Raw genomic sequence first — 14,075 nt, forward strand, 5'->3', positions numbered from 1 at the left:
TGACACCCACGCAGAACACACAAGAAGACAGCACCCCAGCCATCGGCAGCCGCACAGCGGCCCGGTGGCTTTTTTTCAACCCAAGAGGAAGAGAAGAGGATCAGAGGATGAACAGCAAGATCGTTTCGAAATCGCGCCGCGGCCTGGGCTTGGCGGCCGTTGCGTTGGCCGCGGCCGGCCTGCTGCCCGCAGCCGCATGGGCACAACAGCAACAGGCTTTTCCCACCAAGCCCGTGCGCATCATCACGCCGTTCCCGGTCGGCGGCGGCCCGGACGGCGTGGCCCGCCTCGTGGCCGACAAGCTCTCGCGCGCCTGGGGCCAGCCCGTGGTGGTCGAGAACCGCCCGGGCGGCAATGGCTTCATCGCCATCGACGCCTTCAAGCGCGGCGCCAAGGACGGCCACGACATCATCGTGCTCGACAACGTGCACCTGGCCGCCTACCCCGCGCTCTTCAAGAAGCTGCCCTACGACGCCAGCAAGGACTTCGACGCGCTGCTGCCGCTGTTCAAGACCTACTTCTTCTTCACCGTTGCCACCAACAGCAAGTACAAGACCATCGGCGACCTGATCGCCGATGCCAAGGCCAACCCCGGCAAGCTCGACTACGGCTCGTGGTCCGTCGGCAACCCGGTGCACCTGGGCTCGGAACTCTTCGAGTCGGCCACCGGCACGCAGATGGAGCACGTGATCTACAAGGAAACCACGCAGCTCTACACCTCGGTGGCAACCGGCGAGCTGGCCTTTGCGCTGGGCAGCAGCGCCACCGCCGGCCCGCTGCAGCGCGCGAACAAGCTGCGCTTCCTGGCGGCGGCCGCGCCCGCGCGCGTCGCGGCGTTCCCCGACGTGCCGACCGTGAGCGAATCGGGTGGGCCGAAGGGCTTCGAGGTGATCGGGTGGAACGCGATCGCGGTGCCGAAGGGGCTGCCTGCTTCGGTGACGGAGAAGATCAAGCGCGACATCGAGAAGGGCCTGGCCGAACCCGATGTGCTGGAGAAGTTCAAGAGCTTCGGGTACGAGCCGTTTCCGACGACACGGCCGCAGTTCGATCAGTTCGTGGCGAGCGAGACGAAGCGGTTTGGGGATGTGATCCGGAAGGCGAACGTTTCGCTGGATTGAGCGGGGGAGGGCCGTAAGTCACGTCGCTTGCTTGGCAAGCGGCGTGACAGTGGATGACCGTTGAAGACTGGTTGCGGTCCTAAGGTTGCGACGCCCGAACGTCGCAATCGGGCCCATTTGCGACATTGGGTCTTGCTCAAAGTGGGCACAGGAAACCCGTGCAGTTGCTCGCTATTGCCCCTTGAAATCTGGAATCAGCACCTCGTCCACCGGCTGAGCAGTCAACGCCTGTCGGATCGCTTCAAGTAGTGACTCGATTGATTTCCTATCATCGCCAAAATATCCTGAGATTAAGAGTTGCCCAGATCCTTCGTCGCTTGACGCGACAAGTCCATGGCTTCGGCCACCGGTTGCACTCTCTTTTCTGCAGTTCACAAGCATCATTCTTTGTCCGATGATCGAACTGTGCTCAGTGCACGAAAAACCAGCGTCTCTAGCGCTCGCTTCAACGATCTGAAATATGCGCGCCTTTGACGCTTCATCGAATCGCACTTGGAGTTGCACGTCAATGGGCAGAGGAGTTATCCCGTGCGCATGTGATGCCATCACAACAGAAAGTACCAATAGAGCTAAACGAATCATCCTTCGATCCCTATCTTCTATGGAACCATCCCTGACACCGGAATGACTGCTGTTCGTCGGCATGAAGTAGAACGCCAGAAAGGCCGGTCTTGGTCGACTGCAGGCATGCTACTGAAACTCGATTGCAAGCCGAAACGGATGGTTCTGATTCGGAGAAGGCTGATCTTGGTGAGCTCGAAAGTGCACGGAAAACTGCGTATATCCATAGGCGTCTGAGCCGTCGTCCGGGTCAAATGCAAGCCGGACGATGTAATCGCAGCCGGCCCTCTGAGCTTCCAAGCCGATATCAATGTCGCTCAGAGACCAATCACCGAGGTCCTTCATGAAGGAATCGGCTACGGCGATGGCCTTGGCCTGAATCTCGTTCAACGCGGCAACAACAGCTTTGGCCAGTGTGACTGCGTTCTCATCGGAGAAGTCATCTCCTCCATGGATATAGAGACCGACGCCGTTCCCGCTTTCGCAAAACCACTCAGCCGAATGGTGTGACTTCTTCAAGGCCGTGTAGTCAAACACTTCTTTCCTCCTCAATTAGCGGTCCATGCTCAACGACCGGTCCTGGCCGAACCCGGAAGTCTAGCCTCGGCCAACGACAGACCGCTTCCGCTGCATAGCTACCCTTCGTTTTTGTCCACTTCAGACTGGTCGCAGTCGATCGACTGGCGCGCTCGAACGACTGCTGTTGTTGCAAGCAGTCGGTCGTTCGCTAAGAAGGATCCTTCTTGGCCCCGAGCGACCGCCGACGTCAGATCTCGGTCTGCTCTGAAATCTCCAGAGCGTCATCGACCTCGATGCCGAGATATCTCACGGTGGACTCGAGTTTCGAGTGCCCGAGAAGCAGTTGCACCGCGCGCAGGTTCCCGTTCCATGCATTGATTGCGCCGCGTGCTCGACGTCTGAGCATCGTCGAGCCCTTCAACCAGTCGGAGTCAAGAGGGCCTTGAGGCCGCACTTACATTCGAGCAGTCGCCGGTCGAATATCGAGCGGTCAAGGTCTGAACGGCAGATGGCTCAGACCCGATGCAGCTCTCGACGCTTCCGAATTAACTGAAACCCATGCCCAGATACTTTTCCGTCCCCTTCCGCCGCTCGAGAACCGCGCCACTCGCCGTGCTGTGGAGCGCGATCGCGGCGCTTTGCGTCGGTTGCGCCGCCAGCCGCACCGAGCCTGATCTCTCGCCGCTGCACGACACGCTGCGGCAGTTGGCCACCCGCTACGGCATCTGCAGCGTCGCCATCGCGGTGGTCAGGGATCGCCAGCTCCAGGCCGTCGACGCGACGCCGGGATGCACGACCGACTCGCCAACGACGCCCGACAGCGTCTTCGAGGCCGCTTCGCTCAGCAAGCCCGTGTTTGCGTACGCAGTGCTGATGCTGGTGCAGCAAGGAAAGATGGACCTCGACGCGCCGGTGGTGAAGTACCTGCCGAAGGGGTATTGGCACCGCTTCCAACCGCATCTTGCCGATTCGCAAGCCGATCTGGTGTCCGATGCGCGCCTGCAGGCGGTCACGGTGCGCATGGCGCTGAACCACACCTCCGGTCTGCCCAACTGGGCTGGCGGACCTCTGGACTTCGACCGCAAGCCCGGCGAGCGGTGGCAATACTCGGGCGAAGGCTATGTGCTGCTGCAGCGTGCCGTCGAGGCCGTCACGAACGAGGAGCTCGACGACTTCATGAAGCGCCAGGTGTTCCAGCCGCTCGGCATGACCCGCAGCGGATACACGAGCAAGCCGCGTCTGGAGAAATACATCGTCCCAAGCGTGGGCCAGGATGGCGCGCCGATGAAGCCGCGGCCTTTCCTCGCGCCGGTGTCCGCGTTCACGCTCTACACCAGCGCGCACGACTACGGCCTCTTCCTCGCAGCGCTGCTCAACGATGAACGCTCGCTGCGACAGATCGTCGAGTCCCCGGTGCCGGTGAGCCCGAAGCTGAATCTGAGCTGGGGACTGGGCTGGGGCCTCGAACAAGACAAGGCCGACACCCTCATCTGGCACTGGGGCAACAACCCCCACTACCGGGCCTTCGTGATCGCATCGCCGCGAACTGGAGACGGCTTCATCATGTTCACCAACAGCGATGGCGGCCTGCGGCTGGCCGAACCGCTGAGCAACAAGATCCTGCCGGGACCGCACAAGTTGTTCCGTTTCCATCTGCTGCGCGAGGGGCTCGACAACCTGATTTGCGAGACGTTCGATGTCTGCCTCTAGTATCGTCCTGCGAGTTAACCAGCAGGCAGCTACCGTCTGGTTCGTTTTCGGCGGCGATGGTGGCGGCGAACTCTATGCGTTCGCCCTGACGGGCGAGCAGCCGTGGCCGGTTGTGCGGTTCGACGGCATCGACCCAGAAGGCTCGGTCGAAGACGTAGCTGAGAGCTTTGCCAGTTTCATGCAGCTCCTGGCCACGGCGGCGGATTCAACCGGACATTCCGTGCAGCCTTGGGAATCCCGAAGGAGCTCGAATGCCGCCCTTCGAAGAAGCTGACTCACTTGGTCGTGGATGCCCTTCGTCAGAAGGCACTCTTGACAACACCGCCGTCGACGCGAAGGGCTGCGCCCGTGGTCGCCGACGCGAGCGGACTTGCCACGTAGGCCACCAGCGAGGCCACCTCCTGCGGCGAAGCGAAGCGCTTGATCAGCGATGTCGGGCGGACGTGATCGAAGAACTCTGCCTCGACCTGCTCGAAGCTCTTGTCGCTCGATCGGGCCATGCCTTCCACGAAGTCGCCGACGCCACGCGATTTCGTCGGGCCTGGAAGCACGCTGTTCACCGTGATGTTCGTACCGGCGACCGATTCCGCAAGCCCGCGCGAAACGGCAAGCTGCGCGGTCTTCGTCATGCCGTAGTGAATCATCTCGGTCGGTATCTGCACCGCGCTCTCGCTCGAAATGAAGATGATCCTTCCCCAATTCGCTCGCTTCATTTCCGGCAGCACCAAGCGTGCAAGGCGCACGCCGCTCAGGACGTTGACGTCGAAGAAGCGCTGCCAATCTTCATCTGGAATATCTTCGAAAGCCTTGGCCTCGAAGATGCCCAGGTTGTTCACGAGGATGTCGATGCCGGGGTGGCGACGCACGGCCTCCTCGGCGGCATCGGCCCGGCTGAGGTCTGCGGCATAACCGAGAACCGCGCCGTTCGTCTCCGAGCGGATGCGATCCACCGCCTCGTCGACCGCCGCCTGCGACCTGCCGTTGACAATGACGCTTGCGCCTTCCTGGGCCAGCGTGCGCGCGATGGCATACCCGATCCCGGCGGTGCTGCCGCTCACCAGTGCCAGCTTGCCGTTGAGTTGAAGGTCCATGTTGATTCTCCTTGGTCGGTTCGGCGTTTGTGCCCGTTGAGTTCTGCTGTTCGTGCCATCGGGATGGCGGCACGCGGCGGGCACCTGTCGTTCGATGACGGGCCCCATTTGCCGCTGGATTGGCCGCTAGCCCAGGAAGGTGATCAACGCCGGTATGACTTGGTCTGGCGCCTCTTCCATGAGCCAGTGCCCGGAACCTTTGACGATCACGCCCTGCACGTTGGTCGCAACCATCTTGCCTTGCTCGATCAGGAAGGTCCCGCCGGCCTTTTCACCGGAGAGGACCAGCATCGGCATGGGCAGCGGCGTCTTGCCCAATTCGGCGAACTCGGCCGCGTCCTGCTCGAAGGCCTTGAAGTATTCGAATCCGGCACGCATGCCGCCGGGCTGTGCGTAGGCCTTGGCGTAGAACCGGCGATCGGCTTCGGGCACCGAGTGCTTCGGGTCGGCCGCAAAGTCATTCCAGAAATGCTCGAAGTAGATGCGTTCGCGCCCGCTCACGAGCGCCAGCGGCGTCTTACCGTGGAAATGGAAATGCCAAAGGTCGCGCAGGAGCCAGACGTTTTGCCATTCGCCGATGCCGGGCAGGAAGGCGTCCATGAGCACCACCTTGTCGGTCTCGGAAGGGAACTGGGCGGCATACGCGTAGGCCACCATCAGGCCGATGTCGTGGCCGACGATGCTGGCGCTGCGGATGCCGAGCGACCGGACGAGTTCGCGGATGTCGACGGCCATGTTCTTCTTGCCGTAGCCCGTCTCGGGCTTCGACGAACTGCCGGCGCCCCGAAGGTCGGGCACGACCACGGTGTGCGTTTTCGCCAGCAGCGGCATCAGCGGGTTCCACATGTGCCCGGTCTCGGCGTAGCCGTGCAGCAGCACAACGGCCGGCCCGGTGCCGCCAATGCGGTAGTGGATGCGGGTGCCGTTCACCTCCGCGGTGCCTGCGCGGAAGCCCGGCACCGCGTCGATAACAGGTGCGGCGTGCGCTGTGGAGCCCATGGTCAGCGCGGCGCCAACCGCGACTGCGCCGGCGATCAGCGCGCGGCGGGTGGGGGTGGGATGGGTATCGGTCATGCTGGGGTCCTTTTCTGTCGGTGTCTGGGGTGACGAGAATTTATGATTCAGCTTCACTTCCACAAAGGCCTCAAAAGTGGTTTACTCATTCAGCTTTCATGAATGATTGGAGCCGACGCCCATGGACCGATTGCGTGCTTACGAGGTGTTCGTCGCGGTGGTCGCGCGGGGCAGTTTCACCAAGGCGGCCGACGCGCTGGACACCTCCCCGGCCAACGTGACGCGCTACGTCAACGAGCTGGAAGCCCACTTGCGCACGCGGCTGATCAACCGCACGTCGCGCCGCTTGTCGCTCACCGAAGGGGGCGAAGCATTGTTCGACCGGGCGAAGTCGATTCTTGAAGAAGTGGCGGAGACCGAGGCGCTGGCGACCACCGCGTCGCTCCAGCCCCGTGGGCGCCTGCGCATCAACGCGCCGCTGAGTTTCGGCAGCCTGGTGCTGGCGCCTGTGTGGCCGAGGTTCATGGCGAAATATCCCGATGTCGAGCTGGACATCGCACTCATCGACCGCGTGGTCGACATCGTCGAAGAGGGCTACGACCTGGCCATCCGCATCTCGCGGACCACGTCGGGAAACCATATCGCGCGCCGCCTGGGCCGCTCGCAGAACCTGGTCTGCGCCTCGCCCGAATACCTTGCGACCCATGGTATGCCCAAGGTCCCGGCGGACCTTTCGCGGCACCTGTGCCTGGGCTACACGTACGGCGCGACATCCGATGAGTGGCAGTTCGCCGGCCCCGGCGGGACGCTGGAGTCCGTGCGCGTGCGCTGGGCCCTGCGGGCCAACAACGGCCACACCGCTCGAGCCGCGGCACTCGCTGGCATCGGCGTCATCTGGCAGCCGAGCTTCGTAGTGGGCCAGGATGTGCGGGCCGGTCGATTGGTCGAGGTCATGCCCGGCTATCGCATGCCCCCCATCGACATCCTGGCGATCTACGCAAGCCGTCGCCATCTCAGTGCAAAGGTGCGCGTGATGGTCGACTTTCTGGTCGACGCATTTCAAGATTCGCCGCGGGAGGAAGGCGAATTGGCGGCGGTTGGCGAGTGACCCGGCATGTGGCCCAACGGAGTTTTCACACAGCCTCGGCCATCAACGGTCGGTGGCGATGGGCAGCTTCCGGGCGGGCGTCGCGGCACGGCCCGCCAGGGTTCACCCCTGGGGCTGTCGCATCGGAGGCTGGAGGTGTTGCAGTCATGTCGCGCCGCGAACTGAGGCGGGATCCAACACTGGCCGTGTTACACCGTAGCGGGCTTCGGGTCGGATTTTGATGCGTTTACCCGCTGATCGCGCCAGCGCAAGAACGGGCGCTCGACGAGGTAGTGCAGAGCTGCCCCAAGCAGAAGAGCGGCGAGCGAATATGTCAGAAACAGGAGTACATCGTAATCCTGCATCGACGGTGCGACCGCCGCGTGCACGACATGAAAAGCGATCTTGTGGCTCAGATAGAGGCTGTACGAGATCGTGGCAATCCAGCCCACGCCTGGCGCTCGCCAACGGCCGATAAGACTACGGCGATCTGCACCGGCAAACACCAGCAGCCCGAACCCGAATGACAGCAATGGCCAGCCGAGCGTATTGGCGAGAAGACCCGTGCGGTCACGAAACAACCAGAACGCCAGGCAGCACACCACCACTCCTCCCAGCAAGAAGGCATCGGAACGTAGCTGCAGACGTGTCCAAATCTGCGGCCGATACACCCGCAGGGTTGCCAGCATCACGCCCATTAGCAGGCCGTCCAAGCGCATCCACGTGGGGTAGTAGAGTTCCTCAATGAACCAGTTGCGCGGCGGATCGATCGCCGCATAGTGCAGCCAAGTTGCGCCCCGCAGTGCAATGCCAAGTATCACCGCGGTCGCGCAAGCGCCTAGGAATCGCGACGCGGATGCTCGCCTCGTCAGCCACCATGCCAGAAGCGGAAAGACGAGATAGAAGTGTTCCTCCACACAGAGGGACCATGCGTGCGAGAACGCCTGGTTGCGGTCGTAGTCGATCAGCAAGTTCATCGTGAACGTAGCGAACTGCCACCACGGCTGAAGCCCTGGCGCTTCGCGCAGAGTCGGGAAGAACGCATAGAGCGCCAACACCACGGCAAAGGGCGGCAGGATGCGCCAAGCACGTCGCGCGTAAAAGTCGCGCACTGAAAAGGCTGCGCTTCGCTGCAGCTGCCGGAGCACCTGCGTGCCGATCAAGAAGCCGCTGAGTACGAAAAAAATGTCCACGCCGGCCCAGCCAAAACGCGAAAGCCACTCGAAGGCTGGCCCCATCCCGCCAACGAGGAATGAATGGAAAAACATGACCCAAACGATGGCGATGKCGCGAAGCAGGTCCAGACCAGGAAGGCGACTCATGGATATCAACGAGACAAGTTGGTGTTGGGCAGGGATTGTCAGAGGGGTGGCTGAGTGAATTCACACTGCCCGGAAAATATCGAGCGCTGGCCAGAACCGGCCTGTAATGGAGTGAAATGGACTGGCGCATGAAGAGGCGCCACAGTGCTCAGGTTCGGTTTCCGGCGTGGGCGGAGATGGGCAAGATGATGGCTTTCTTTGGTGCCATCGTCGGTCTGGACGAAGAGATCGCATGGCGCGTGGCCTTCGGTCTGTTGCGCCCCGTGTCGGCCTCCGGGCATCCCCGTCACGTCGGGGGCGAGCGCGCATTTTTCATCTATCCACTCAAGCAAGGAGCACAGCCATGTCTTTCAAGATTCTCTGCTGCGACGGCGGCGGCATCCGCGGCGTCATCACGGCGCTGCTGATCCAGGACCTGGACCGAAGCTTCGGCATCGTCCAAAGCGCAAACGGTTTCGCCGGCACTTCCACCGGTGGCCTGATCTCGCTGGGCCTGGTGAGCAACGTGGGCATCGACGCCATCGTCAATCTCTACCAGAACCAAGGCTCCACCATCTTCGAGCCCAACGGCTGGTTGCTGGACGCACAGGCCAAACAGCAGGACCGTGCGCCGGCGCAGTCGACGGAAGAACTGCTGGGCAGCGGCCCTGGCATCTTCAGATGCCAGTACGTCAACACCGGCTTGCAGCAAGTCGCTCAGAATCTGGTGGGTAATGGCGCGCTGTCTTCGGCGAGCCGCTTCGTGGCCGTCAACTCCGCGCGACTATGGGATGCGAGCGACAACAGTTGGGCGCCGTGCACCATCTCCAACGGTCCGAGCAACACCTACCGTGGCATCAGCATGGTGGACGCCGCGCTGGCCACCTCGGCCGCGCCGACGTACTTCCCGCCGTACCAGGTGGGTGACTTCGGCTACTTCGCCGACGGAGGCACCTTCGCCAACAACCCCTCGATGACGGCGATCGTGGAAGCGATCTACCAGGGCTACGCCACCGCCACGTCGGACATCGTGATGCTGTCGCTGGGCACCGGCGCCAATCCCGTGGGCGTGCCGCCCAGCTCCGTGTCCAATCCGCTGGACTGGGGCGTCACGCATTGGCTGTGGCCGTTCAGCGATGGCGCGGTGCCGGCGACGGCGCTGCTCAATCTCACCATGGATGCCACCGCGGAGTTGGCGGCGATCCAGGCCCAGCAACTGCTCGGCAGCAACTACATGCGCGGCAATGTGCCGCTGAGCCAGCCGTTCGGTCTGGACGACTACAAGAACGTGGGTGAGTTGGTGAGCGCGACGCTGAACTACATAGAGACCTCGCCCGAGTGGGCGGCGGTGCGCAGTTGGGTGCAGCAGAACTGGACGGCGTGAGCGAGCATGCGCGTGAGGGGGCTGCGTATGGCGATGAAGGCGTCGGGCGCCACGGCGGCGTGGGCCCGAGGGTCAGTCAGAGTTCCCCGGCGTGGCGGGCATCGCGATGCTGGCCTGAGCGGGAGGGGGATCGAGGTCCTTCGCCACTTCGGCGAGGTAGGCATTGACCTTGGGAATCGACAAGACCTTCTGTGCCTCTTCGCGTGCATCGCACGGCAATGTCCCGAACTTCAACTTGGCAACAGCGGGAAAGGGTGACCCTTGCCCCTTCTTGACGGTCACCAGCCACGCATCGAAGCGCGCCCGGTTCTCCGTCGAGGGCGGGTCCGATCTGTCGAGCGCACCGTAGAGTGCTTCCGCGTACGCGAGGTAGTTGTCCAAGGCGAGCGTGTCCTTCGCGATGTTGTCCGGGTTGACGCCGAACACGCTGTCCCACGCGTGCCCCCAAACCTTGTTGTAGGACTTCAGCGTCTCGCCCTTTCCGTGGACGTGCGCGTAGCTGTCGCCCAGCGCGTGGATCAGAAACCCGACCTTCCAGAGCTCGTCCTTGTTCTTGAAGCTCAGATCGAAGTCCTTGATCATCGCGGCAAGCAGCCTGCGCCTCGTCTTGACGGCCTCCTCGTGGCCGCCATGCAGTGAGTGAAGTGTTTCGACGATCCGCTGCCGGTAGGGAATCCACACCACGCCCCAGATGGCCACAGCCGTGGCCGAGTACGAAAGCGCCAGGTCGTCGGGAGCCTGGCTGAACAGCGTGATCTCCCGATTGACCTCGGCGCTGACACCCGCGAGTTCGGCGACCTTGTTGGTCGTGAAGTAGTGACCGTCGGGGCCGAACTGCGGATGGTCGGGGCCTGCACAAAGCTCGGGGAACGGATTCCGGGTCTGAAGCTCCTTGTTGAGCTCCACCATCCCCTGCTGGAAGTCTTGTGCAACGGCACTTGCGCCGAGAAGCGCGGTCAGCAGGAGCACTGGGATTCGGGTCGACAACCTCATGCTTTTTCTTGTTCTTTCATGCACATCACCTGGGGGGCGGCCGACGAGGCCCCCGATGAGCGCCAGCCTGTAGCGCCCGTGCACTGCCGCAGGGTTTCAGGCGTAGGCCTTGGAAGAAAGCTCCTGCAGCATGGTGTTCTGCCGAACCTCCTCGGAGTCCCGCAGGCTCTTGGCGGCGCGGGCCGCCACATAGGCGACGTACAGGGTCTCGATGGCCTTGGCCCAGTCGTGCGCCTTCTGGGAAATGCCCTCGGGTTTCAGGGTCGATCCTGTGACGGCGTTGGTCGAGAGATCGTCGTCCGGACGGGCCGGCACGTCGAACCCCACCTTGCTGAGGATGTTGGCTTTCTGAAGGATGGTGAGCATGCGGATTGCCTCTCTGTGTTCATCGCATTAGCAGGTTAGTTGTACTTGGCAAGGGGCGCCATCAGCCGTACGACGTATGCGCCTGCCACTTGTTGTGGGGTATCTTTCAAGATTCGTGCCATGGGCAGGCCCAGCCCGTTTTCTGGCTGGTGAAATGGCGCTCATGGAGTTTCCCCTGTGCATGGCCTGCACATGGGTTGCCGGACCCTCCTAACGATTGGGATTTACCCTCAACGGAAGGTTCAGGCCGCCGCGTCCTGCCACACCAGCGTGGCGGCCGCCAGGTCTTCCAGCGCGCTGCCCACGGCCTTGAACACGGTGCGTTCCTCGCTGTCGGCACGGCCGGGGCGCTCTCCGCGACACAGTTCAGCGAGCGTGCCCTGCACCGCGTCGGCGCGCAGCATGCCGGCCGCCATGGCGTCCAGCAGGTCGCCCGACTTCTGCAGCGCCTCGCCGGTGTCGATGAAGGTGCGCGCCCCCTCGAAGCAGCGCGCATCCGCCTCGCGCATCGCAGGCGTGAAGCTGCCGATCAGGTCCAGGTGCGACCCCGGCGCGAGCCATTCGCCGCGCACCAGCGGCGCGGTGGCCAATGTGGCGCAGCTCACGATGTCGGCTTGGCGCACGGCCGTCTCCAGATCGGTCGCAGCCTGCGCATTCCAGCCCTCGGCGCGCCATTGCGCGGCCAGGGCTTCGGCGCCTTCGGGACGGTGGTTCCACACGCACACCTCGTCGATGGGCCGCACGCTGGCATGCGCGGCCGGCAGCATGCGCGCGATGCGGCCGGTGCCCACCACCAGCAGGCGGCGCGCATCGCCCCGCGCCAGAAACGAGGCGCCGAGCGCCGACGCGGCAGCGGTGCGGCGCGCGGTGATCTCGTTGCCGTCCATCATCGCCAGCGGCACGCCGGTGCGCGCGTCGTACAGCACATAGGTCGCATGCAGGCCGGGCAGGCCGCGCGCGCTGTTGCCGGGAAAGATGTTGATGGTCTTGATGCCCAGAAAGCCCGCATCGCTCCACGCCGGCATGATGAGCACGGTGCCTTTGTCTGCGCCGGCGGTCTCGATGCTGTGCACATGGCGCGGCGGCACCTGCGCCTCGGCGGCGAAGGCTGCGCGCAGTGCGGGCACGAGCCGCTCGAAGCCCAATGGCGCGCGGGTGGCGGCTTCGTCGAAGTGCTTCATGGCTTGAGCGGACGCACGGATGCGTCGAAGAAATCCGTCAGCGCCTGCTGGTAGGTGGTGCCGAATCGCGGCGCCGACATCGGATCGAGGTGCCCGGCGCCCGGCACTTCGATCAGCCGCTTGGGCTCGCGCGCCTCGGCGAGCAGCCGCTGCGAATGCGTATGCGGGATCGCGTCGTCGGCCGTGCCGTGGATCAGCAGCAGCGGAATCGGCGAGATGGCGGCAACGAACTTCGACGCCGCGTAGTCGTTGCCGACCAGCAGGCCGGCGCCCATGAGCTTGTCGTTGGCAATCGAGGAATACGAATAGAAGGTCGACTCGATGGCTGCCGCCTTCACGCCGGCCCGGTTGCCCGAGCCGACGACGGCGATCGCATTGGTGCCGCCCAGGCTTTGCCCGAAGACGAACAGCCGCCCGGGATCGACATCGCCGCGCGAGCGCACGTAGTCCAGCGCGGCGCCGGAGTCCTCGAACACGCCCTTGGGCTCCGGCTTGCCTTCGGACTCGCCATAGCCGCGGTAGTCGAACACGAACACGTTGTAGTCCTGCTTCGGCAGCCACGCCACGAAGCGCCAGTGCGACGTCATGTTCTGCGCATTGCCGTGGAAGTGAACCACGGTGCCCTTGGCTTCCTTCGGGTTCTGACGGCCCACGGCAGGAATGAACCAGCCGCTCAGGCGCGTGCCGTCGGCGCTCTTGAACTGCACGCTCTCGTAGCGCAGGCCGAGCGCGTCGGGCGTCTCGTAGCGCATGCGGTCGGGGTAATAGAACATCGACTGCACGCAGCCGCCCAGGAAGAGCGGTACGGCGCACAGCGCCACCCTCCACCATCGGCGGTCGGATGCTGTCATTGCTGTCCGTCGGCCCTGCGGCTTTCCGCGAGCATGTTGCAGAAGAGGGCGCCTTGCTCGATGGCATCGTCGAGCGCGACGTGGGTGTGCGGCAATTTGTCGAACCAGCGTTTCGGCATCGCGCGCTTGGTGCTGTCGCGGTAGTCGAGCTTCAGCATCGCCATCGCGAACGACTTGACGTCGAGCGCCGAGTGGCTGAACGGGCTCTCGCCCGCGAAGCGCATCAGGTACCAGTAGACGAACAGGAAGTCGAAGCCCGCCGGATAGGCGACGAACACCGGCCGCGCGGGCAGGCCCTTGAGCCAGCTCACGTAGTTCTTCATGGCGCGCGCCGGGTCCTGCAGGTCGGTGCGGCACGCGGCCCAGGCCTCGGGCTGGGTCTTCCACCATGCGGCCGTCTTCGGGTCGGCCTCGGCGTCAGGCAAGGTGTGGAGGTTGGCGCTGAAGGTGGAGAGGAGTTGCTTGTCGGCCGTGTAGGCGGCCGAGCCGAAGCTGAGCATCGAATGCGGGCCGGGGATGGGGCCGTCGGTTTCGACGTCGGTGCTGATGTAGATTTCTGACATTGATTCAATCGATTTCGAGGATGGACCCTACCGAGCGTTGGAGTTCTTCTATGAGCTCAGGGTCCATGTATTTGTATTCGTCGGGGATGTCGAGCACGTGGATCGGCTTGCCTTCCAGCATCCGCGTGAACTCGGCCACCAGCCGCGACTTGTGTTTTTCTTCCATCACGAGGATGACGTCGGCCCAGTCGATGTCGTCGACGGAGACCTTGTGCCGGGCATTCGGACTGGTGCCCGCAGAACGCACCGAGAGCAGCGGATGGCGGCGCCAGATCTGTTCCGCGGTCGGGCTGCGCCACTGGTTTCGGCTGCAGATGAAGAGCACGTTGCGCATGG

At 63.5% G+C, this 14,075-nt stretch carries 16 protein-coding genes and 1 pseudogene; 5 read left to right on the top strand and 12 right to left on the bottom strand.

Going from position 1 to position 14,075, the window contains the following annotated elements; all coding sequences use genetic code 11:
- Positions 1–107: 107 nt before the first annotated feature.
- Entirely contained in the window at positions 108–1,118 is a 1,011-nt protein-coding gene (locus AC1DXX_RS06860) for a Bug family tripartite tricarboxylate transporter substrate binding protein (RefSeq protein WP_478133423.1), read from the top strand.
- A gap of 171 nt (positions 1,119–1,289) precedes the next feature.
- Here AC1DXX_RS06860 and AC1DXX_RS06865 read toward each other — a convergent pair whose 3' ends face one another.
- From AC1DXX_RS06865 to AC1DXX_RS06875, 3 genes and pseudogenes are all read right to left on the bottom strand, one after another.
- Positions 1,290–1,763, bottom strand: a complete 474-nt coding sequence (locus AC1DXX_RS06865) for a hypothetical protein (protein ID WP_478133424.1) — start codon at positions 1,761–1,763, stop codon at positions 1,290–1,292.
- Between the two features lie 45 nt (positions 1,764–1,808).
- The gene (locus AC1DXX_RS06870) at positions 1,809–2,216 is read right to left on the bottom strand and encodes a hypothetical protein (protein ID WP_478133425.1); all 408 of its coding nucleotides are present in this window, start codon (positions 2,214–2,216) and stop codon (positions 1,809–1,811) included.
- Between the two features lie 229 nt (positions 2,217–2,445).
- Positions 2,446–2,562, bottom strand: a pseudogene (locus tag AC1DXX_RS06875) (integrase); the annotation flags it as partial.
- A gap of 194 nt (positions 2,563–2,756) precedes the next feature.
- Here AC1DXX_RS06875 and AC1DXX_RS06880 point away from each other — a divergent pair.
- Positions 2,757–3,908 (top strand): serine hydrolase domain-containing protein, encoded by a 1,152-nt coding sequence (locus AC1DXX_RS06880; RefSeq protein WP_478133426.1) that lies wholly within the window; start codon positions 2,757–2,759, stop codon positions 3,906–3,908.
- Complete coding sequence (locus AC1DXX_RS06885; protein WP_478133427.1) at positions 3,895–4,182, top strand: SMI1/KNR4 family protein; 288 nt, start codon at positions 3,895–3,897, stop codon at positions 4,180–4,182. The genes AC1DXX_RS06880 and AC1DXX_RS06885 overlap by 14 nt, the downstream gene beginning before the upstream one ends.
- Before the next feature lie 25 nt (positions 4,183–4,207).
- Here the strand turns inward: AC1DXX_RS06885 and AC1DXX_RS06890 are convergent, their stop codons facing one another.
- Positions 4,208–4,999, bottom strand: a complete 792-nt coding sequence (locus tag AC1DXX_RS06890; RefSeq protein WP_478133428.1) for an SDR family NAD(P)-dependent oxidoreductase — start codon at positions 4,997–4,999, stop codon at positions 4,208–4,210.
- 126 nt (positions 5,000–5,125) lie between these two features.
- A complete protein-coding gene (locus AC1DXX_RS06895) occupies positions 5,126–6,073 on the bottom strand; it encodes an alpha/beta fold hydrolase (protein ID WP_478133429.1) in 948 nt (315 codons plus the stop codon).
- 121 nt (positions 6,074–6,194) lie between these two features.
- Between AC1DXX_RS06895 and AC1DXX_RS06900 the strand changes: the two genes are divergently transcribed.
- Positions 6,195–7,121 (top strand): LysR family transcriptional regulator, encoded by a 927-nt coding sequence (locus AC1DXX_RS06900; protein WP_478133430.1) that lies wholly within the window; start codon positions 6,195–6,197, stop codon positions 7,119–7,121.
- Between the two features lie 188 nt (positions 7,122–7,309).
- Here the strand turns inward: AC1DXX_RS06900 and AC1DXX_RS06905 are convergent, their stop codons facing one another.
- The gene (locus AC1DXX_RS06905) at positions 7,310–8,422 is read right to left on the bottom strand and encodes an acyltransferase family protein (protein ID WP_478133431.1); all 1,113 of its coding nucleotides are present in this window, start codon (positions 8,420–8,422) and stop codon (positions 7,310–7,312) included.
- A gap of 343 nt (positions 8,423–8,765) precedes the next feature.
- On the opposite strand from AC1DXX_RS06905, the gene AC1DXX_RS06910 reads away from it, so the two are divergent.
- Entirely contained in the window at positions 8,766–9,785 is a 1,020-nt protein-coding gene (locus AC1DXX_RS06910; RefSeq protein ID WP_478133432.1) for a patatin-like phospholipase family protein, read from the top strand.
- Positions 9,786–9,857: 72 nt separating this feature from the next.
- On the opposite strand, the gene AC1DXX_RS06915 is transcribed toward AC1DXX_RS06910, so the two are convergent.
- From AC1DXX_RS06915 to AC1DXX_RS06940, 6 genes are all read right to left on the bottom strand, one after another.
- The gene (locus AC1DXX_RS06915) at positions 9,858–10,754 is read right to left on the bottom strand and encodes a hypothetical protein (RefSeq protein ID WP_478133433.1); all 897 of its coding nucleotides are present in this window, start codon (positions 10,752–10,754) and stop codon (positions 9,858–9,860) included.
- 120 nt (positions 10,755–10,874) lie between these two features.
- Complete coding sequence (locus tag AC1DXX_RS06920; RefSeq protein ID WP_478133434.1) at positions 10,875–11,144, bottom strand: hypothetical protein; 270 nt, start codon at positions 11,142–11,144, stop codon at positions 10,875–10,877.
- 242 nt (positions 11,145–11,386) lie between these two features.
- Positions 11,387–12,325 carry a bifunctional Delta(1)-pyrroline-2-carboxylate/Delta(1)-piperideine-2-carboxylate reductase gene (gene lhpI, locus AC1DXX_RS06925; RefSeq protein ID WP_478133435.1) on the bottom strand — a complete coding sequence of 313 codons (939 nt, stop codon included), beginning with the start codon at positions 12,323–12,325 and terminating at the stop codon, positions 11,387–11,389.
- The gene (locus tag AC1DXX_RS06930) at positions 12,322–13,176 is read right to left on the bottom strand and encodes an alpha/beta hydrolase (RefSeq protein ID WP_478133436.1); all 855 of its coding nucleotides are present in this window, start codon (positions 13,174–13,176) and stop codon (positions 12,322–12,324) included. The genes lhpI and AC1DXX_RS06930 overlap by 4 nt, the downstream gene beginning before the upstream one ends.
- On the bottom strand, positions 13,173–13,739 hold the full coding sequence (locus AC1DXX_RS06935; RefSeq protein WP_478133437.1) for a 3'-5' exonuclease family protein: 567 nt from the start codon (positions 13,737–13,739) through the stop codon (positions 13,173–13,175). The genes AC1DXX_RS06930 and AC1DXX_RS06935 overlap by 4 nt, the downstream gene beginning before the upstream one ends.
- Before the next feature lie 4 nt (positions 13,740–13,743).
- On the bottom strand, positions 13,744–14,073 hold the full coding sequence (locus tag AC1DXX_RS06940; RefSeq protein ID WP_478133438.1) for a low molecular weight protein tyrosine phosphatase family protein: 330 nt from the start codon (positions 14,071–14,073) through the stop codon (positions 13,744–13,746).
- Between the last annotated feature and the right edge of the window lie 2 nt (positions 14,074–14,075).

It is taken from the genome of Variovorax sp. P4_B10, assembly GCF_056402375.1.

Bases quoted from the DNA above. Each gene is read 5' to 3' on its own strand.
- AC1DXX_RS06860 (WP_478133423.1), top strand. From the start codon at position 108: ATGAACAGCAAGATCGTTTCGAAATCGCGCCGCGGCCTGGGCTTGGCG.
- AC1DXX_RS06865 (WP_478133424.1), bottom strand. From the start codon at position 1,763: ATGCCGACGAACAGCAGTCATTCCGGTGTCAGGGATGGTTCCATAGAA.
- AC1DXX_RS06880 (WP_478133426.1), top strand. From the start codon at position 2,757: ATGCCCAGATACTTTTCCGTCCCCTTCCGCCGCTCGAGAACCGCGCCA.
- AC1DXX_RS06885 (WP_478133427.1), top strand. From the start codon at position 3,895: ATGTCTGCCTCTAGTATCGTCCTGCGAGTTAACCAGCAGGCAGCTACC.
- AC1DXX_RS06890 (WP_478133428.1), bottom strand. From the start codon at position 4,999: ATGGACCTTCAACTCAACGGCAAGCTGGCACTGGTGAGCGGCAGCACC.
- AC1DXX_RS06895 (WP_478133429.1), bottom strand. From the start codon at position 6,073: ATGACCGATACCCATCCCACCCCCACCCGCCGCGCGCTGATCGCCGGC.
- AC1DXX_RS06900 (WP_478133430.1), top strand. From the start codon at position 6,195: ATGGACCGATTGCGTGCTTACGAGGTGTTCGTCGCGGTGGTCGCGCGG.
- AC1DXX_RS06910 (WP_478133432.1), top strand. From the start codon at position 8,766: ATGTCTTTCAAGATTCTCTGCTGCGACGGCGGCGGCATCCGCGGCGTC.
- AC1DXX_RS06920 (WP_478133434.1), bottom strand. From the start codon at position 11,144: ATGCTCACCATCCTTCAGAAAGCCAACATCCTCAGCAAGGTGGGGTTC.
- lhpI (WP_478133435.1), bottom strand. From the start codon at position 12,325: ATGAAGCACTTCGACGAAGCCGCCACCCGCGCGCCATTGGGCTTCGAG.
- AC1DXX_RS06930 (WP_478133436.1), bottom strand. From the start codon at position 13,176: ATGACAGCATCCGACCGCCGATGGTGGAGGGTGGCGCTGTGCGCCGTA.
- AC1DXX_RS06935 (WP_478133437.1), bottom strand. From the start codon at position 13,739: ATGTCAGAAATCTACATCAGCACCGACGTCGAAACCGACGGCCCCATC.
- AC1DXX_RS06940 (WP_478133438.1), bottom strand. From the start codon at position 14,073: ATGCGCAACGTGCTCTTCATCTGCAGCCGAAACCAGTGGCGCAGCCCG.